The organism is Streptomyces sp. NPDC058691 (assembly GCF_042714775.1).
GTDB lineage: Bacteria > Actinomycetota > Actinomycetes > Streptomycetales > Streptomycetaceae > Actinacidiphila.
The window spans coordinates 80,350-97,865 of the sequence record NZ_JBHXSO010000034.1; the positions used below are offsets into that span (position 1 = coordinate 80,350).

The 17,516-nt window shown below is 73.5% G+C and carries 17 protein-coding genes; 4 read left to right on the forward strand and 13 right to left on the reverse strand.

Going from position 1 to position 17,516, the window contains the following annotated elements; genetic code table 11:
• The first annotated feature begins 300 nt into the window (after positions 1–300).
• Entirely contained in the window at positions 301–1,422 is a 1,122-nt protein-coding gene (locus ACFWVC_RS23840) for a M4 family metallopeptidase (protein WP_384289535.1), read from the forward strand.
• A gap of 9 nt (positions 1,423–1,431) precedes the next feature.
• Positions 1,432–1,698, forward strand: a complete 267-nt coding sequence (locus tag ACFWVC_RS23845) for a protealysin inhibitor emfourin (RefSeq protein ID WP_384289537.1) — start codon at positions 1,432–1,434, stop codon at positions 1,696–1,698.
• Positions 1,699–1,724: 26 nt separating this feature from the next.
• Here ACFWVC_RS23845 and era read toward each other — a convergent pair whose 3' ends face one another.
• The 5 genes from era to ACFWVC_RS23870 all read right to left on the reverse strand — a co-directional run bounded on the left by era (position 1,725) and on the right by ACFWVC_RS23870 (position 6,036).
• Complete coding sequence (gene era / locus ACFWVC_RS23850; protein ID WP_384289540.1) at positions 1,725–2,675, reverse strand: GTPase Era; 951 nt, start codon at positions 2,673–2,675, stop codon at positions 1,725–1,727.
• 87 nt (positions 2,676–2,762) lie between these two features.
• On the reverse strand, positions 2,763–3,119 hold the full coding sequence (locus ACFWVC_RS23855; RefSeq protein WP_384289543.1) for a cytidine deaminase: 357 nt from the start codon (positions 3,117–3,119) through the stop codon (positions 2,763–2,765).
• Positions 3,120–3,162: 43 nt separating this feature from the next.
• Positions 3,163–4,494, reverse strand: coding sequence for a hemolysin family protein (locus ACFWVC_RS23860; RefSeq protein WP_384289545.1), 1,332 nt, complete (start codon positions 4,492–4,494; stop codon positions 3,163–3,165).
• Between the two features lie 5 nt (positions 4,495–4,499).
• Complete coding sequence (ybeY, locus tag ACFWVC_RS23865; RefSeq protein ID WP_384289548.1) at positions 4,500–4,997, reverse strand: rRNA maturation RNase YbeY; 498 nt, start codon at positions 4,995–4,997, stop codon at positions 4,500–4,502.
• Between the two features lie 13 nt (positions 4,998–5,010).
• A complete protein-coding gene (locus ACFWVC_RS23870) occupies positions 5,011–6,036 on the reverse strand; it encodes a PhoH family protein (RefSeq protein WP_384289551.1) in 1,026 nt (341 codons plus the stop codon).
• Positions 6,037–6,172: 136 nt separating this feature from the next.
• On the opposite strand from ACFWVC_RS23870, the gene ACFWVC_RS23875 reads away from it, so the two are divergent.
• On the forward strand, positions 6,173–6,688 hold the full coding sequence (locus ACFWVC_RS23875; protein ID WP_384289553.1) for a GNAT family N-acetyltransferase: 516 nt from the start codon (positions 6,173–6,175) through the stop codon (positions 6,686–6,688).
• 112 nt (positions 6,689–6,800) lie between these two features.
• Here ACFWVC_RS23875 and ACFWVC_RS23880 read toward each other — a convergent pair whose 3' ends face one another.
• The gene (locus ACFWVC_RS23880) at positions 6,801–7,988 is read right to left on the reverse strand and encodes a carbohydrate kinase family protein (RefSeq protein WP_384289556.1); all 1,188 of its coding nucleotides are present in this window, start codon (positions 7,986–7,988) and stop codon (positions 6,801–6,803) included.
• Positions 7,989–8,020: 32 nt separating this feature from the next.
• On the opposite strand from ACFWVC_RS23880, the gene ACFWVC_RS23885 reads away from it, so the two are divergent.
• Positions 8,021–8,983: an FHA domain-containing protein gene (locus tag ACFWVC_RS23885; RefSeq protein WP_384289559.1), complete on the forward strand. Its 963-nt coding sequence runs from the start codon at positions 8,021–8,023 to the stop codon at positions 8,981–8,983.
• Positions 8,984–9,011: 28 nt separating this feature from the next.
• Here ACFWVC_RS23885 and ACFWVC_RS23890 read toward each other — a convergent pair whose 3' ends face one another.
• From ACFWVC_RS23890 to ACFWVC_RS23920, 7 genes are all read right to left on the reverse strand, one after another.
• A complete protein-coding gene (locus ACFWVC_RS23890; protein ID WP_384289562.1) occupies positions 9,012–9,527 on the reverse strand; it encodes a hypothetical protein in 516 nt (171 codons plus the stop codon).
• Between the two features lie 81 nt (positions 9,528–9,608).
• Positions 9,609–10,598 carry an adenosine deaminase gene (locus tag ACFWVC_RS23895; RefSeq protein WP_384289564.1) on the reverse strand — a complete coding sequence of 330 codons (990 nt, stop codon included), beginning with the start codon at positions 10,596–10,598 and terminating at the stop codon, positions 9,609–9,611.
• Positions 10,599–10,644: 46 nt separating this feature from the next.
• Positions 10,645–11,553, reverse strand: a complete 909-nt coding sequence (locus ACFWVC_RS23900) for a ribonuclease Z (RefSeq protein ID WP_384289566.1) — start codon at positions 11,551–11,553, stop codon at positions 10,645–10,647.
• 7 nt (positions 11,554–11,560) lie between these two features.
• Positions 11,561–11,920: a histidine triad nucleotide-binding protein gene (locus tag ACFWVC_RS23905; RefSeq protein ID WP_384289569.1), complete on the reverse strand. Its 360-nt coding sequence runs from the start codon at positions 11,918–11,920 to the stop codon at positions 11,561–11,563.
• 99 nt (positions 11,921–12,019) lie between these two features.
• Positions 12,020–15,295 carry a S41 family peptidase gene (locus ACFWVC_RS23910; RefSeq protein ID WP_384289572.1) on the reverse strand — a complete coding sequence of 1,092 codons (3,276 nt, stop codon included), beginning with the start codon at positions 15,293–15,295 and terminating at the stop codon, positions 12,020–12,022.
• Between the two features lie 352 nt (positions 15,296–15,647).
• Complete coding sequence (locus tag ACFWVC_RS23915) at positions 15,648–16,385, reverse strand: 16S rRNA (uracil(1498)-N(3))-methyltransferase (protein ID WP_384289575.1); 738 nt, start codon at positions 16,383–16,385, stop codon at positions 15,648–15,650.
• Positions 16,382–17,455, reverse strand: a complete 1,074-nt coding sequence (locus ACFWVC_RS23920) for a nitronate monooxygenase (protein WP_384289578.1) — start codon at positions 17,453–17,455, stop codon at positions 16,382–16,384. Before ACFWVC_RS23920 ends, ACFWVC_RS23915 begins: the two co-directional genes overlap by 4 nt.
• Positions 17,456–17,516: the final 61 nt, after the last annotated feature.

The following is a 17,516-nucleotide window of genomic DNA, read 5'->3' on the forward strand; positions in this document are numbered from 1 at the left end:
CTTCAGAAGCGGCCGACCGGCGCTGGTTCTCCGACAACGCCACACTCCGCGGGGAGGGAGTCGACCTGGACTACAGGCCCTCGCCGCGGCAGCTAAGGAGGAGAAGCATCCCGAAACGCATGATGCGACCGACCCTAACCGAGCCCCGGGTCGCCCCGCAGCCGCTGCGGCGTTCTTCTCAGTATGCAAGACCGCCCGCGATGACATGAAAAACGTGATTCTCCACCCTTTGTGGCAATCGTTGGGGCAATCGCCGTCACGGCTGGTGACACCGGAGTCGCGGCGTGCCACATTCCCTTCATGGAGCACACACCCGTTTTCTGCACGATCGTGCCGCCGCACGTCCTCGACCGGATCGCCCGCAACGAGGACAGCGCATTGGCCGGGCCCTCCCGCCGCACCTTGGAGCAGGACGCCGCGCAGCGCACCCGCCGCCGCCTGACCACCGTCATCGGGGCCCTCCCGGTGGCCGGGGCGGAGCCGTCGGAGCAGCCGCGGCGCACCATCTGCGACGCCGGGCACGGGGAGGACCTGCCGGGCGTGCGGGTCCGCGGCGAGGGTGACGGACCGCTCGCCGACGCGACGGTCAACCGGGCCTACGACGGGCTCGGCGCGACCTTCGAGCTGTACCTGACCGCGTACGGCCGGCACTCCATCGACGACGACGGCCTGCCGCTGGACGCGACCGTCCACTACGGCCGCGACTACAACAACGCCTTCTGGAACGGCGAGCAGATGGTGTTCGGGGACGGCGACGGGGAGCTCTTCCTCGACTTCACGCTGCCCCTCGACGTCATCGGCCACGAACTCACCCACGGCGTCACGCAGTACACCGCCAACCTGGACTACTACGGCCAGTCCGGAGCGCTCAACGAGTCGGTGTCCGACGTCTTCGGCTCGCTGATCAAGCAGTACGCGCTGGGGCAGACGGCCGACCAGGCCGACTGGCTGATCGGCGCCGGGCTGCTCGCCCCGCGCGTCACCGGGTCCGCCCTGCGGTCCATGAAGGCCCCCGGCACGGCGTACGACGACGACGTGCTCGGCAAGGACCCGCAGCCCGGCCACATGGACGGCTACGTGCGCACCTCGCGCGACAACGGCGGCGTCCACATCAACTCCGGCATTCCCAACCGGGCGTTCCACCTCGCCGCCACCGCGCTGGGCGGCCACGCCTGGGAACGCGCCGGGCGGATCTGGTACGACGTGCTGACCGGTGGCGGGCTCTCGCCGCGCGCCGACTTCGCGGAGTTCGCCCGGGCCACGGTGGCCGCGGCCGCCGCCCGCTACGGCGAGGCCGAGGAGCGCGCGGCCGTCGCCAAGGCCTGGAGCGAGGTCGGGATCGCGACGCCGGCGGCGGGCGGCTCCGAACTCCCGCGCCAGGCACCGGCACCGGAAGGTGCGCAGCCCCCCGTCCAGGGGTAGGCGCACCCCATGCGCATACAGGTGATCCGCTCCGGCGGCTTCGCGGGGATCGAGCGCCGGGCCGCGCTGGACACGGGCGGCCGACCCGACGCCTTCCGTCTGCACGCCCTGGCCCGCGACGTCCTCGCCGCGGGCGGGGCGGCACCCCAGCGCGGGGTCCCGGACGGCTTCCACTACGAGATCACGGTCGACGCGCGTACCGTGCACTGCGCCGACCCGGACCTCACGCAGGCCCAGCACGAGCTGATCCGGATCGTCCTGAAGGAGGGCACCTGAACCCCCGCTCACGGACCGGCCGGGGGCTAGAAGCCCAGCTTGCGCAGCTGCTTGGGGTCGCGCTGCCAGTCCTTGGCCACCTTCACGTGCAGGTCGAGGAAGACCGGCGTGCCCAGCAGGGCCTCGATGTGGCGGCGGGACTTGGTGCCGACCTCCTTCAGGCGGGCGCCCTTGGGGCCGATGATGATGCCCTTCTGGCTGGGGCGCTCGATGTAGATGTTGGCGTGGATGTCGAGCAGCGGCCTGTCCGCCGGGCGGTCCTCGCGCGGCAGCATCTCCTCGACGACCACGGCGATGGAGTGCGGCAGTTCGTCGCGTACGCCCTCCAGCGCGGCCTCGCGGATCAGCTCGGCGACCATGACCTGCTCGGGCTCGTCGGTGAGGTCGCCCTCCGGGTAGAGGGCCGGGCCCTCGGGGAGGAGCGGGACCAGCAGGTCGGCGAGGAGGCCGACCTGACTGTCGCCGACGGCGGAGACGGGGATGATCTCGGCCCATTCGATGCCGAGTTCGGCGCCGAGCTGGTGGATGGCGATGAGTTGCTCGGCGAGGCGCTTGGAGTCCACCAGGTCGGTCTTGGTGACGATCGCGACCTTGGGGGTCTTGCGGACCTCGCCCAGCTCCTTGGCGATGTAACGGTCGCCGGGGCCCAGCTTCTCGTTCGCGGGCAGGCAGAAGCCGATCACGTCGACCTCGGCCCAGGTGGTGCGGACCACGTCGTTCAGCCGCTCGCCGAGCAGAGTGCGGGGCTTGTGCAGCCCCGGGGTGTCGACCAGCACGAGCTGCGCCTCCGGCCGGTGCACGATGCCGCGCACGGTGTGCCGGGTGGTCTGCGGCCGGTTGGAGGTGATCGCCACCTTCGTCCCGACGAGAGCGTTGGTCAGGGTGGACTTGCCCGCGTTGGGGCGGCCCACGAAGCAGGCGAAGCCGGCCCGGTGGGCGGGAGCAGTGGTCTCGGTCTGAACGCTCATGGCGACCATTGTCCCTGATCCTCCGGGCCCGTCCGACGCACGCGCCCGGCGCCCGCCCCTGGGCGGGGCCTCACCCCCGTGGGGCGGGCCCGGAAGTCACTCCGCGTGGACGGTGGCGCGCAACACGCCGTCCGGGCCCGCCAGGAGCACCGGGGTGCCCGCGCCGCCGAGGTCGCGCACGGCGGCCAGGTCCTCCGGGGAGACGCCGTCGGCGGCGGAGACGACCGCCGCGGCCTCCAGGGACGTGGCACCGCTGGCGACGGCCATGGCGACGGCCGTCCGCAGGGCGCTGAGCGACAGGGACCGCAGCGCCACCGTGCCCGCGACGTAGGTACGCCCCGTGCCGTCCCGCACGGCCGCGCCCTCGGGCACGCCGTTGCGCGCCCGCGCCGAGCGGGCCAGCGTGATGATCTTGCGGTCCTCGGGGTCCGGCGGGGGCTGCTCGTCGCTCATGCGGTCAGCGTATCCGCCGTGAACCCGCCCTCCGGGGCGGGGCCTAGCCGCGTACGGCGCCGTTCGGGGCGGAGTCCGTGCCGGCGTCCGGGGCGGGGGCGGGAAGCGGGTCGACCAGCACCGCGCCGATGCGGTTGCGGCGCCCGGACGGCGCCTCGGCGGTGAGCCGGAGCGCGGCCGGGGCGTCGGGGGCGGAGGCGGTCTCGGGCAGCTCGACCACCGCGGAGGCGCCCGGGATGGGCACCCGGCCGAGGATCTTGGCGAGCAGGCCGCCGACGGTCTCCACGTCCTCGTCGTCCAGGTCGACCCCGTACAGCTCGCCGAGGTCGCCGAGGTCCAGTCGGGAGGTCACGCGGTAGCGGCCGTCGCCCAGTTCCTCCACGGGCGGCAGCTCGCGGTCGTACTCGTCGGTGATCTCGCCGACGATCTCCTCCAGGATGTCCTCGATGGTGACGATGCCGGCCGTGCCGCCGTACTCGTCGATGACGACGGCGACGTGGTTGCGCTCGCGCTGCATCTCGCGCAGCAGGTCGCCGGCGTTCTTGGTGTCGGGCACGAAGGCGGCCGGGCGCATCACCGAGGAGACCGGGTCGGTCTCCGCGTCGCGGTTGATGTGTACACGCCGGGCGAGGTCCTTGAGGTAGACGATGCCGACGATGTCGTCCTCGCTCTCGCCCGTGACGGGGATGCGGGAGAAGCCGCTGCGCAGGGCGAGGGTCATGGCCTGCCGGATCGTCTTGAAGCGCTCGATGGCGACCAGTTCCGTGCGCGGCACCATCACCTCGCGCACCAGGGTGTCGCCGAGTTCGAAGACGGAGTGCACCATGCGGCGCTCCTCGTCCTCGATCAGCGACTCGCTCTCGGCGAGGTCGACCAGGGCCCGCAGTTCGGCCTCGGAGGCGAACGGGCCCTGCCGGAAGCCCTTGCCGGGGGTGAACGCGTTGCCGAGGAGGATCAGCAGCGCGGGAATCGGGCCCATCACCCGGGCCAGCGGCAGCAGGACGTACGCCGCCGCGGTGGCCGTGTTCAGCGGGTGCTGGCGGCCGATGGTGCGCGGGGAGACGCCCACGGCCACGTACGAGACGACGATCATGACGCCGATGGCGACGAGCAGCGCCTGCCAGGTCGCCTCGAAGTGCCGTACGCACAGCACCGTGACGAGCACCGCCGCCGCCATCTCGCAGGCCACGCGCACCAGAAGGGCCACGTTGAGGTAGCGCGTGGGGTCGGAGGCGACCGCGAGGAGCTTGTCGGCGCCCCGGCGGCCCGCCCGCATCGCCGCCTCGGCACGGAAGCGGGAGATGCGGGCGATGCCGGCCTCGGCGCAGGCGGCGAGCCATGCGACGACGACCAGCAGGACGGCGTAGACCACCATCGTGATCAGTGGGTGGTCGTCGGGGCCGGGGAGGGGCCCTGGATGCCGCGCTCGGCGCGCCAGCCGTCGAGGATGGCCTTCTGCAGGCCGAACATCTCGGCCTTCTCGTCGGCCTCGTCGTGGTCGTAACCGAGCAGGTGCAGCACCCCGTGGACGGTGAGCAGCTGCAGCTCCTCGTCCATGGAGTGCTTGGTCGAGGCGGCCTCACCCTGCGTCTTGGCCACCTCGGGGCAGAGCACGATGTCGCCGAGCAGGCCCTGCGGGGGCTCCTCGTCGTCCTTCCCGGGACGCAGCTCGTCCATCGGGAAGGACATGACGTCGGTGGGGCCCGGTTCGTCCATCCACTGGATGTGCAGCGCCTCCATGGCGTCGGCGTCGATGGCGATCACCGAGAGCTCGGACAGCGGGTGGATACGCATGTGCTGCAGGGCGTAACGGCTGATGTCGAGCACAGCCGCCTCGTCGAAATCCCAGCCGGATTCGTTGTTGACGTCGATCGCCATAGTGCTTCGGAGGCTACTTTCCGTTGCCGTTTCGGTTGCCGTTGAGGTCGTCGTAGCGCTCGTAGGCGTCCACGATGCGCCCGACCAGCTTATGGCGTACGACATCGGTGCTCGTCAGGCGCGAGAAGTGCACGTCCTCGACGCCGTCCAGGATGTCCACGACCTGGCGCAGCCCGCTCTTCGTACCACCGGGCAGGTCGACCTGCGTGACGTCGCCGGTGATGACGATCTTGGATTCGAAGCCGAGCCGGGTGAGGAACATCTTCATCTGCTCGGCGCTGGTGTTCTGCGCCTCGTCGAGGATGATGAACGCGTCGTTGAGCGTGCGGCCGCGCATGTACGCCAGCGGGGCGACCTCGATCGTCCCGCTCGCCATGAGGCGCGGGATCGAGTCGGGGTCGACCATGTCGTGCAGCGCGTCGTACAGCGGACGCAGATACGGGTCGATCTTCTCGTAGAGCGTGCCGGGCAGGAAGCCGAGCCGCTCGCCCGCCTCGACGGCGGGGCGGGTCAGGATGATCCGGTTGACCTGCTTGGACTGCAGGGCCTGCACGGCCTTGGCCATCGCCAGGTAGGTCTTGCCGGTGCCCGCCGGGCCGATGCCGAAGACGATGGTGTGCTTGTCGATGGCGTCGACATAGCGCTTCTGGTTCAGCGTCTTGGGGCGGATCGTGCGGCCCCGGCTGGAGAGGATGTTCTGAGTCAGGACCTGGGAGGGGGTCTCCTCCAGGCCGTCGGTTCCGCTGTCCTGGCGGAGCATGGCGATCGACCGCTCCACGGCGTCCTCCGTCATCGGCTGTCCGGTGCGCAGCACCAGCATCATTTCGTCGAAGAGGCGCTGGACCAGGGCGACGTCGGCCGCTTCGCCTGTCGCGCTGATCTCATTGCCTCGTACATGGATGTCGACGGCCGGGAACGCCTTCTCGATCACGCGCAGAAGCGAGTCGCCGGACCCCAGGACAGTCACCATGGGGTGCTTGGCCGGTACGACGAAGTGGGCGCTCGCCTGCGGTTGCTGCGTTGTCGGTGTCTGTGTCATGGGCCAGGCACTTCGGCCTGCTCATCCCGCCTTCTGCTCTTCGACATACCACTGGGCTTGGGGTTCAAGGGTACGTCGGTGCGACGGAGGTGCCGAGGGGTTTTACGCTGCGTCACACGACGGGTAGAACTGCGCCATGCAGATCCGTACCGGGGGTCCCGGCGACCTCCCCGCCACGCTCGCCCTGCTCGACGGCGCCATCGCCTGGCTGACGGCGCGCGGCCACACCGGGCAGTGGGGCACCCAGCCGTGGTCCTCCCGCCCGGCCGCCGTCGACCGGACCCGCCGCTACGCCGACGAGTACCTGCTGCGCGCCGCCGAGGTGGACGGCGAGGTCGCCGGGGTGTGCGTGCTCGCCGGGGAACCCCCCGAGAGCGTCCCGCCGGCCGGCGAGCCCGAGCTCTACATCCGCCTGCTGGTCACCGACCGGTCCCGCTCCGGGAGCGGCATCGGCGCCGCGCTGATCGGCGACGCGGTCGCCGAGGCCCGCCGCCGGGGCGTCTCCCTGCTGCGGGTCGACTGCTACGCGGGCAGCGAGGGGCGGCTGGTGCGGCAGTACGAGGCGCTGGGCTTCACCCGCGCGGAACCGTTCGCGGTGCCCCGCGACGTGGGCGAGCCCTGGCCGGGGCAGGTGCTGCAGCGCCGGGTGTGACGACGCATGCGAAACGCATGCATGCGCTCTCGTCACGGGCGACGCCCGGATCGCGCGAGCCGGGGCCGCGCGCTGCCCCGTCGACGTGGTCGCGTGACGTGACGCGACCGCGTCAGCGGTAGGGCCGGAAGCCGATCGTCGGCACTGCCCGGCGCAGCGGCCAGCGCCGCGTTCCGGTGGGCAGCAGGTCGTCCAGGAAGGCGTAGCGGCGCAGCGCGGTGCGGTCCTGGTCGTCGTAGGCCTTGGCGTGCTGCCACCAGGCGGCGATCTCGATCCAGCCGGGCGCCGACAGCGAGCCGCCGAACTCCTGCACCGACAGCGCGGCGGTCAGGCAGGCGAAGGCCAGCCGGTCGGCCAGCGGCCACCCGGCGAGCGCGCCGGTCACGAAGGCCGCGACGAAGACGTCGCCGGCGCCGGTCGGGTCGAGCGCCTCCACGTCGAGCGCGGGCACCTCGGCGCACTGGCCGGTGCCGGAGTCCACCGCGTAGGCGCCCTCGGGGCCGAGCGTCACCACCGCCAGCGGCACCAGTTCGGCCAGCTTGCGGGCGGCGGCCCGGGGGCAGTCGGTGCGGGTGTAGGCCATCGCCTCGGCGGCGTTGGGCAGGAACGCGTCGCAGTGCTCCAGGTCGCTCAGGTCGGAGGGATCCCAGCGGCCGGACTCGTCCCAGCCGACGTCGGCGAAGACCCGGCTGCCGTGCCGGGCGGCGGTGCCGATCCACTCCTGCCGCGGCCGGCCGGGCACCAGCGAGGCCACACACGCCCGGCTCGGCGGCGGGCACGCCGGGGCGGTCTCCTCCGGCGGCGGGGCCTCGTGGCCGTGGCTGACCATGGTCCGCTCGCCCTCGTACGCCATGGAGACGGTGACCGGGGAGTGCCAGCCGGGGATCTTCCGGGAGGGCCTCAGGTCGATGTCCTCCCCCTCGGCGAGGGAGTCCCAGCAGTAGTCGCCGTACACGTCGTCGCCGAAGGCGGCGGCCAGGCAGGTGCGCAGGCCGAGCCGGGCCAGCGCGGTGGCCATGTTGGCGACCCCGCCGGGGCTGGAGCCCATACCGCGGGCCCAGGACTCGGTGCCGCGTACGGGCGCGCTGTCCAGACCGGTGAAGATGATGTCCAGGAAGACCGTGCCGGTCAGGTACACATCGGTCTCCGGGTCGTCCGGGGTGCGCACCGCGCCCAGCGGATCGAGGACGGGCTGGTCATCCACCCGGGGTTCCTCCCGACCTGGTCTCGTTCGCAACGATCGTACGCGCGGCGGCCCCGCCGGTATGCGTTTGTCCGTTCGGACACTCGGGCGGATCATGAAGGAAAACGGATGAATCGCGGGGGCTGAACATGCCCGGACCTTCGGCTTCACCACCGCGGCTGATCGTGACCTCCGGGCCGGACGAAGGCACCGTCTTCGAGATCCCGGCCGGGTACTGCGAGATCGGCAGGCTGCCCGGGAGCGGCATCCGGCTCGACGGCGAGGGGATCAGCAGGCGGCATGCGGCAATGAACCGTGCCGGGAGCCATGTCGTCCTCGCCGACCTGGGCTCGACCAACGGCACCTTCCTCAACGGGGACCGCCTCATGGCGCCTCTGCCGCTGCGGGACGGGGACCTGGTGCGGATCGGGCACGTCGAGCTGCGGCTGTCGGTGACCTCGGGCGGCGACCGGGACGCGGAGCCGGGACGGGAGCCGGCCGGACGGGGCCCGCGCGAACTCCCTCCCGGTGACTCCCCGCCCCCCGCCGCGCCGCCGGTGAACCTCGACCTCGGCGACGTCCGCCGCCCCGCCCCGCGCGGCCGCACGCGGCGGTACACCTCGGCGCACGAGCAGTTCCTGGTGGGCCGCGATCTCTACCGGGACGATCCGCCGGCCCCCGCGGCGGACGGCCCGGACGCGCCGTACCCCGAGCCTCATCACGGGCCGGACGCCCATCCGTACGCCGATCCGTACCCCGAGCCGTACGCCGACTCCTACGCCGATCCGGACGGCGCCGTCCTCGCGGGGCAGGGGCCGGGCCGCGCCCTGATGGTGCTGGGCGTGCTCGTCGCGCTCGCGGGATTCGTCATCTGGGTCTCCCTGATCCTCGGTCTCCTGGGCGGCACGGGCAGCGCCGCGGTGCCGCCCGACCCCTTCGCCGAGCAGTTGTGGGGGGCGCCGAAGGCCCCACTGGGATTCGCCGCGTTCGGCGGCGGGGCGGTGCTGTTCGGCGTCGGCGCGGCCCTGTCGAAGGCCGCACGCCGGCGGGCGCACGAGACCGGGCGGCACGGGAGACACCACCGTGTCCACCGGGGTGGACACGGCCCCTGACACGCCGTCAATTCCGCAGCGGGACCCGCTACACGCCCTCGCGGGGCACCGGCCGCCAGTTCGTGGCGCCCGTCCCCCCGCGCGGGGGGCGGGGGCCGCGGCGCCGCGCGCGGGCCAGCCACAGGCCACGCCCCGCCGACCACGCCAACAGCGCGGCGACGAGCGGGCCGCCGAAGAAGATCACCAGCCCGGCGCCGATGTTGGCGCCGATGACGCCCGCGGTCACGACCCGCCAGCCCGCGCCGGCCAGCACACCGGCCGCGACCAGCGGGCCGAGCACCTGCCACCACCGTCCGTCGAACCGCTCGGGCCCGGGCCGCGAGGCCATTCCCAGCACGGTCGCGGCGCCCACGGCGAGCACCGCCGCCGCCACGCCGAGACCGGTCTCCACACCGGCCGGGACGTCCAAGGGCCGCACCAGGTAGTCGAGTTCCGAGGGCCGGAAGCCGGCGGCCTCCTGCCGGCCCAGCAGGCCCCAGACGGCCACCGGTACCGAAGCGATCAGGGTGACGGCCGCGAGGGGCCGTATCGGGTGCTTTCGCATGAGTCCATGCTCCATCCACGGGACGCGGTCCGCATGAGTGCGCGTACTCAGAACGCCTGCCCTCGTGGGCGGGAAAGCAACTCAGAACACGTACGCGTCCACTTCGGCCAGATAGCGGGCGCGCAGGTCCTCCTCGTCGTCCAGGAACGCGGCCCGGAAGGAGTTGCGGGCCAGGCGCCGCAGGGTGTCCTCGTCGAGGGCGAGCGCGTCGCGCAGGGCGTCGAAGTTGTCGCCCGCGTAGCCGCCGAAGTAGGCGGGGTCGTCGGAGTTGACGGTGACCAGCAGCCCGGCGTCGAGCATCGCGGGCAGCGGGTGCTCCGCCAGGTTGGGGACGCAGCGCAGCCGGACGTTGGACAGCGGGCAGACGGTCAGCGGGATCCGGTCACGGACCAGCCGGGCGACCAGCTCCGGGTCCTCCATGCTGCGGATGCCGTGGTCGATCCGGTCCACGCCGAGGGCGTCCAGCGCCTCCCACACGTACGCGGGCGGGCCCTCCTCCCCCGCGTGCGCCACGCGCCGCAGCCCCGCCGCGGCGGCCGCCGCGTAGACCTCGCGGAACTTCGCCGGCGGATGGCCCACCTCGGCCGAGTCCAGCCCGACCGCCGCGATGCGGTGCAGATGGGGCCGGGCGGCCTCGAAGGTCTCCATCGCGGAGGCGGCGGACTCGTCGCGCAGGAAGCACATGATCAGCCGGGTGCTGACGCCGTGCCGCTCCCGGCTGCCGTCCAGCGCCCGCGCCAGGCCCTCCACGACCGTCCCGATCGGCACTCCGCGCGCGGTGTGCGCCTGCGGGTCGAAGAAGATCTCCGCGTGCCGCACCCCTTGCGCCGCCGCCCGCGCCAGGTAGGCGTCCGCGAGGTCTGCGAAGTCCCGCTCGGTGCGGAGCACGGCCATCAGCGCGTAGTACAGGTCGAGGAACGACTGCAGGTCGTCGAACGCGTATGCCTGCCGCAGTTCCTCCGCCGAGGCGAACGGCAGCGCGACCCCGTTGCGCTCGGCGAGGGCGAAGGCCAACTCCGGTTCGAGGGTGCCTTCGATGTGCAGGTGGAGTTCGGCCTTCGGGATCGTCACCCGACAACGGTACAGGTCACAGGCGTGCGGACCGGCTCACGGCGGGTCAGCGGCGGCGTGGCACGGGGACCCGGCCGAGGTCCTGGGCAACGGTCAGCTCGGCCGCGAAGCCGGCGGCGCGGGCCTGTGCCTCGAAGGCGCCGGGGTCGGTGTAGCGCTGGGAGAAATGGGTCAGGACGAGGTGGCGCACACCGGACTCGGCGGCGACGCGGGCGGCCTGACCTGCCGTCAGATGACCGTGCTCGTGGGCGAGAGAGGCGTCCTCGTCGAGGAAGGTGGACTCGATGACCAGCAAGTCGCAGCCGTCGGCGAGCGCGTACACCGCGTCGCACAGCCGGGTGTCCATGACGAAGCCGAAGCGCTGGCCGGGCCGTACCTCGCTGACCTCGGCCAGGGTGACACCGTCGGCCTCGCCGTCACGCTGGAGACGGCCGACCGCGGGCCCGGTGATGCCGTGGGCCGCGAGCCGGTCCGGCAGCATGCGGCGGCCGTCCGGCTCGACGAGGCGGTAGCCGTACGCCTCCACGGGGTGGGAGAGCCGGCGGGCCTCGAGCCGGAAGGCGTCCGTCTCGGCCAGGACCGCGCGGTCGCCGGAGACCGGCTCCTCACGCAGTTTCACCGTCTCGCGGTAGGCCGTCGCGTAGCGGAGCCGGTCGAAGAAGTGCCGCCCGGACTCGGGGTAGTGCGCGGTCACGGGGTGCGGCACCCGGTCGAGGTTGATCCGCTGGATCACCCCGGCCAGGCCCAGGCTGTGGTCGCCGTGGAAGTGCGTGACGCACAAGCGGGTCAGGTCGTGCGCGGCCACCCCGGCGCGCAGCATCTGGCGCTGGGTGCCCTCGCCGGGGTCGAAGAGGATGCCCTCGCCGTCCCAGCGCAGGAAGTAGCCGTTGTGGTTGCGGTGCCGGGTCGGGACCTGGCTGGCCGTGCCCAGGACGACGAGTTCGCGTGCGGACACGGGCGCGTTATCCCGGCGGCCAGTCCAGGCCGCGCCCGCCGAGCACGTGCGCGTGGGCGTGGAAGACCGTCTGACCGGCGCCCGCCCCGGTGTTGAAGACGATCCGGTAGCCGGTGCCGTCCACCTTGTCCCCGGCCGCCACCTCGCCCGCCTCGCACAGCACGTCGGCGGCGAGCTGCGGCTCCGCGGCGGCGAGGGAGGCCGCGTCCGGGTAGTGCGCCTTGGGGATCACCAGCACATGCGTCGGCGCCTGGGGGTTTATGTCCCGGAAGGCGATCGTCGTCTCCGTCTCGCGGACGACGGTCGCGGGCACGCTCCCCGCGACGATCTTGCAGAACAGACAGTCCGCCTGCGGTTCTCCCGCCACCGTGGCGCCTCCGGCTCGTCGTTGCTCACGTCGTTGCTCAGGTCGTTGATCGCTACGGGCATGCTACCGGTGCCGCGACGGCCCGGAGCGGAGCCCGGGTCACGGCAGCGGCGGCGCCGTCCGCGCCGGGTTCTCCGCGAGCGCTTCGAGGGCGAGCCGGATCGCGGTGTCGAGCTGGGGGTCGCGGCCGGCCGCCCAGTCCTGCGGAGTCTGCGGGACCTCGACGTCCGGGTCGACACCGTGGTTCTCCAGGTCCCAGCCGACGCCCTCCATCCAGGTCGCGTACTTGGGCTGGGTGACGAGCGTGCCGTCGACCAGGTGGTACCGGGAGTCGATGCCGATGACCCCGCCCCACGTCCGGGTACCCACCACCGGTCCGATCCCGAGCGCCTTGATGGCCGCGTTGACGATGTCGCCGTCGGAGCCGGAGAACTCGTTGGCGACCGCCACGACCGGGCCGCGCGGGGCGTCCAGGGGGTAGGTGAAGGCGGGCAGCCCGCGGGGCAGGTCCCAGCCGACGACACGGCGGGCGAGCTTCTCGACGACGAGCTGCGAGGTGTGGCCGCCGCGGTTCTCCCGGACGTCCACGATCAGCCCCTCGCGGGCCACCTCGACGCGCAGGTCGCGGTGGAGCTGCGCCCAGCCCGAGCCCACCATGTCGGGCACGTGCACGTACCCCAGCCGGCCCTGCGAGGCCTCCCGGACGTGGGCGCGCCGCCCGGCGACCCAGTCGTGGTACCGCAGCGGCTCCTCGTCCGGGATGGGCACCACGACCACATGGCGCGGGGCGCTCCCGTCGGCCGGGGCCACGGTCAGTTCGACCGGCTTGCGCACGGTCCCGGTCAGCAGCGGGCCGGGCCCGGCCACCGGATCGACGGGACGGCCGTCGACCGCGAGGATCGCGTCCCCGGCGCGCACGGCGACCCCGGGCGCGGCCAGCGGGGCGCGGGCGCGCGGGTCGGAGGTCTCGGAAGGCAGGACGCGGCCGATCCGCCAGACGCCGTCCTCGTCGCGCACGAGGTCGGCGCCGAGCAGGCCCTGCCGGTAGAGGGAGTCGACGCGCCCGCCGGACGGGCTCACGTACGCGTGCGAGGTGCCGAGCTCGCCGGCCACCTCCCACAGCAGGTCCACCAGGTCGTCATGGGTGGCGACGCGGTCCAGCACCGGCCGGTAGCGGTCGCGCACGCCGTCCCAGTCGACGCCGCCCATGTCGGCGCGCCAGAAGTTGTCGCGCATGAGGCGGTGCGCCTCGTCGTACATCTGCCGCCACTCGGCGTGCGGGTCGACGGTGACGCGGACCCGGGACAGGTCCACCGTCACATTGCTGTCGGAGTCGTCCTCCGAGGGCGTGGACTTGTGGTCGGCGGCGGCGACCCGCAGCCGGTGGCCGGAGGTCACCAGCACCTTGTTGCCGTCACCGCTGACCGCGTAGTCGTCCGCCTCGTCGGCGATCTCCTCGATGCGCAGCTGCTTGAGGTCGTACCGCTCCAGCACGCTGGACGGCGGCTCCGCCTCCGGGGAGGCCAGGCTCGCGCCGAGCACGCCGCGCACGGGGTGGCGCAGCCACAGGACGCCGTCCTTGGCGGAGCGCAGCGTGGAGTACCGGGCGGCCTCGACCGGGAAGGGCACGATGCGGTCGGCCAGGCCCTCGACGTCGACGCGGGTGACGGGGACGCGAGGGCGCTCCTCGCCGTCCTCCTTGCGGGACTCGCTCTTGGCGTTCTTGGCGTCGTCCTGGCCGCGTTCGTCGCCGTCCTTGTCCTCCGCCGAGGCGTCGACGGGCCGGCCGTGGAGCTGCGGGCCGAAGGGCGAGGGGGTGGTGGCGGCGAGGGTGATCAGGTGCGGGCGGCAGGAGGCGACGAAGGCCATGTCGAAGGCGTGCTCGTCGTAGACCGGGTCGAAGGACCGCTCGGAGAGGAAGGCCAGGTGCTTGCCGTCGGCGGTGAAGGCGGGCGAGAAGTCGTTGAAGCGCAGGGGCGTGGCGTCGACGACGGTCAGGTCGGCGGTGGACGCCAGCCGGAGCCGGCTCAGCGGCTCCCGGCCCGGCTGGGACCAGGCCAGCCACGCGGAGTCCGGGGAGAAGGTCAGGCCGCTCGCGTGGCCGTACTCGCTCTCCACGACCGTGCGCACCTCACCGGTCTGCGCCTCGACCAGCAGGACCCGGCCGTCGTGCGAGGCGACCGCGATCCGGTGGCCGTCCGGGGAGACGGTCATCGCCAGGACGCGGCCGAGCCGGCCCGCGGCCAGCCGCCGCGGCGCCGGGACACCGCCCGCGGCGGGGGCGATCTCCAGCGCGTCCTCCCCCTCCGCGTCGGTGACCCACACGACCTGCTGGTCGCCCTCGCCGCCGAACACCCGCGGTAGCCGGGTGCGCACGCCCGGCTCGGCGGCCAGCGCCCGCGCGGGGCCGCCGCGGTGGGTGACCCAGTGCGTGGTGCCGCGGACCTCGACGGCGCTGCCGCGACCGGTGTGGTCCGGGCGCGCGTCGCCGAGGTGATGGGCGGCGTGGACGGGGTGCGGCTGCAGGTCGGTGCGCTGGCCGCCGAGGCGCACCTCCAGCGGGCGGGCCTCGCCCCCGTCGAGGTCGTCCAGCAGGAACAGCCGGCCCGCGCTGGTCCAGACGACGCGGGTGCCGTCGGTCGTGGCCTGCCGCGCGTAGAAGCCGCCGTCCTGCACGTCGGTGTGGCGCCGCAGGCCGCTTCCGTCGGGAAGGCTGGAGTAGAGCGCGCCGACGCCCTCGTGGTCGGAGAGGAACGCGATCCTCTCCCCCACCCACATCGCGGACTCCAGGTTGCCGTCCAGGTCCGCGTGGACCCGCTCGAACTCCCCGTTCCCCGTGCGGTCGATCCACAGCTTGCCCGCCGTGCCGCCGCGGTAGCGCTTCCACGCCGCCGCCTCGCGGCCCATCGTCGCGGACAGCAGCAGCACCGCGCCGTCCGGCCCGTGCGCGACGTCGCCGACCGGTCCGTACGGCAGTGTGCGGGCCGGGCCGCCGTCGAGCGGGATCGCCCACGCCCAGCTGCGGCGCGACGACGCCTGCCCGTGCGCGCTGATCGCCAGCACCTCGCCGTCGGCGGTCCAGCCGCGCACCAGGGTGCGCCCGGCGCCCCAGTACGTCAGCCGCTTCGACGGGCCGCCGTCGACCGGCGCCACGTGGACCTCCGGGGCCCCGTCGCGGGTCGAGCTCCACGCCACGTGCCGCCCGTCCGGCGAGAACCGCGGATGGCCGACCGGCATGTTGTCCGCGCTCACGCGCCACGCGCGGCCGACGCCGTCGAGCGGGGCCGCCCAGACGTCGTCCTCGGCGGCGAAGGTGATCAGGTCGCCGTGCAGGTGCGGAAAGCGGAGGTACGAAGGGTGCGAAGGCTGCGTCACGCCGTCACATTAACCACCCGGTGGCCTGTGGGTCAGGGGTTTTGGATCTCATTTGCCGCCCGTGAGTGAGCCACCGGGCGCGCCGGCACCGGCAGGGCCCCCTCCCCGCGGCACCCGGCGCAGGATCCAAGCACCCGAAGGCCGGCGCACACCGCCCGTGAGCGAGCCAAAGGGCGCGCCCCTGCCGAAAGCGACGAGACCAAGCGACCGAGGAACGAGGAAGCGCAGCGTCGAGGAGCGTCGGCAGGGGATCAGAGCGCCCGGAGGCGAGCGAACACAAAAAATGGAAGCGCAGCGTCGAGGAGCGTCGGCAGGGGATCAAAGCGCCCGGAGGCGAGCGAACCCAAAAAAGTCAGCCCCAGCGGCCCGTGCGTCCCAGCAGCAGCGCGGTCGCCGCGACACCGGCCGTCGAGGTGCGCAGGACACTGGCGCCGAGCCGGTACGGTTTGGCGCCGGCGGCGGCCAGGGCGTCCAGCTCCTCCGGGGAGACACCGCCCTCGGGCCCGACGACCAGGACGATGTCGCCGTCCGCGGGAAGGGCCGCGGCGGCCAGCGGCTCGGACCCCTCCTCGTGGAGGACGGCGGCGAAGGCGGCCCCGGCGAGCAGCGGTGCGAGTTGACGGGTCGTCAACATTTCGCTGACGTCGGGGAAGCGCAGCCGGCGCGCCTGCTTGGCGGCCTCACGGGCGGTGGAGCGCCACTTGGCGAGGGACTTGGCGCCGCGGTCGCCCTTCCACTGCGTGATGCAGCGGGCGGCGGCCCACGGCACGATCCCGTCGACGCCGACCTCCGTCATGGTCTCCACGGCCAGTTCGCCGCGGTCGCCCTTGGGTAGCGCCTGGACGACCGTGATCCGCGGACGGGGAACGGGCTCCTCACGGAACCCGGTGACGGCGACCTCGAGGGTGTCCTTGCCGTCGACGGCGGCCACGAGCCCCTGCGCACCTCGCCCCTGACCATCCGTCAGCACGATCTCCTCGCCGACCTGCAACCGCCGCACGGAGACGGCGTGCCGTCCCTCGGGGCCGGAGAGCGTGATGCGGTCCGGGCCCAGGGCGCCGGGCTCGACGACGAAGACAGGGGCGGTCACAAGGCGCTCCGGGCGGAGTCGAGTTCGGCCGCGAGCAGCCGGACGAGGTCGATGGCGGGCAGGTCCCGGGCCATGGCGTGCCCCTGGCCGGCCCACAGGGCCATCGCCCCGAGGTCTCCGGCCGCGGCGGCCGCGGCGCGCACCGGGGCGGTCAGGAAGTGGATCCGCGGGTAGCCGGGCGGGGCGTACGGGCCGTGCTCGCGCAGGAACCGGTTGACCAGCCCCCGGGCGGGGCGGCCGGTGAACGCCCGGGTCAGCTCGGTCCACGCGAAGTCCGGATCGGTCAGCGCGCGCTTGTGCGCCGGATGCGCCCCCGACTCGGGGCAGGCCAGGAAGGCGGTGCCCATCTGTGCCGCGTCCGCGCCCGCCGCCAGCACCGCGGCGATCTGCGCGCCGCGCATGATGCCGCCCGCGGCGACGATGGGCAGCGACACGGCCGCGCGCACCTGCGGCAGCAGGGCGAGCAGCCCGGTCTCGGTGCCGTCCCGCTCCGGGTCGTCGCGGTGCGTCGACTGGTGGCCGCCGGCTTCCGCGCCCTGCACGCAGACCGCCGCCGCGCCCGCCGCCTCGGCGGCCCGCGCCTCGGCGACGCAGGTCACGGTGACGACGGTCACCGTGCCCGCCTCGGCGAAGGCCCGCAGCACCGGGGGCTCCGGGCAGCCGAAGGTGAAGCTCACCAGGGGGACGGGGTCCTCCAGCAGGGCCGCGATCTTCGCCCCGTACGCGTCCTCCAGCACGGCGTCGCCGCCGGTGCCGGGGTCGCCGAGGAACGTGCCGTAGCGGGTGGCCTCACCGGCCAGCCGCGCGGCGAAGGCCTCGACGCGCGCGGGGTCGGCGGTCTCACGCTGAGGCATGAACACGTTCACACCGAAGGGCCGGGAGGTGAGCCCCCGGACCTGCGCGATCTCCTCGCGCATCGCCTCCGCGGTACGGAAGCCGGCCGCCAGGAAGCCGACGCCGCCGCCCTCGGCCACGGCCGCCGTCAGGGCCGGGGTGGACGTCCCGCCGGCCATCGGCGCCTGCACGACCGGATGCGCGGCGAGGGTCGAGAGATCGGTCAGCGCGGCCATGCCTCCATCGTTTCACGACCCCGGACACACAGCCGCGCGGGGCGCGGGCGGATGCCCGCGC

What these genes read in the sequence shown, in the direction of transcription:
- ACFWVC_RS23885 (WP_384289559.1), top strand. Translation starts at nt 8,021, where the DNA reads ATGCCCGGACCTTCGGCTTCACCACCGCGGCTGATCGTGACCTCCGGG.
- ACFWVC_RS23860 (WP_384289545.1), bottom strand. Translation starts at nt 4,494, where the DNA reads ATGGTGGTCTACGCCGTCCTGCTGGTCGTCGTCGCATGGCTCGCCGCC.
- ACFWVC_RS23855 (WP_384289543.1), bottom strand. Translation starts at nt 3,119, where the DNA reads ATGAGCGACGAGCAGCCCCCGCCGGACCCCGAGGACCGCAAGATCATC.
- ybeY (WP_384289548.1), bottom strand. Translation starts at nt 4,997, where the DNA reads ATGGCGATCGACGTCAACAACGAATCCGGCTGGGATTTCGACGAGGCG.
- ACFWVC_RS23870 (WP_384289551.1), bottom strand. Translation starts at nt 6,036, where the DNA reads ATGACACAGACACCGACAACGCAGCAACCGCAGGCGAGCGCCCACTTC.
- ACFWVC_RS23880 (WP_384289556.1), bottom strand. Translation starts at nt 7,988, where the DNA reads ATGATCCGCCCGAGTGTCCGAACGGACAAACGCATACCGGCGGGGCCG.
- ACFWVC_RS23840 (WP_384289535.1), top strand. Translation starts at nt 301, where the DNA reads ATGGAGCACACACCCGTTTTCTGCACGATCGTGCCGCCGCACGTCCTC.
- ACFWVC_RS23875 (WP_384289553.1), top strand. Translation starts at nt 6,173, where the DNA reads ATGCAGATCCGTACCGGGGGTCCCGGCGACCTCCCCGCCACGCTCGCC.
- ACFWVC_RS23920 (WP_384289578.1), bottom strand. Translation starts at nt 17,455, where the DNA reads ATGGCCGCGCTGACCGATCTCTCGACCCTCGCCGCGCATCCGGTCGTG.
- ACFWVC_RS23845 (WP_384289537.1), top strand. Translation starts at nt 1,432, where the DNA reads ATGCGCATACAGGTGATCCGCTCCGGCGGCTTCGCGGGGATCGAGCGC.
- ACFWVC_RS23890 (WP_384289562.1), bottom strand. Translation starts at nt 9,527, where the DNA reads ATGCGAAAGCACCCGATACGGCCCCTCGCGGCCGTCACCCTGATCGCT.
- era (WP_384289540.1), bottom strand. Translation starts at nt 2,675, where the DNA reads ATGGTCGCCATGAGCGTTCAGACCGAGACCACTGCTCCCGCCCACCGG.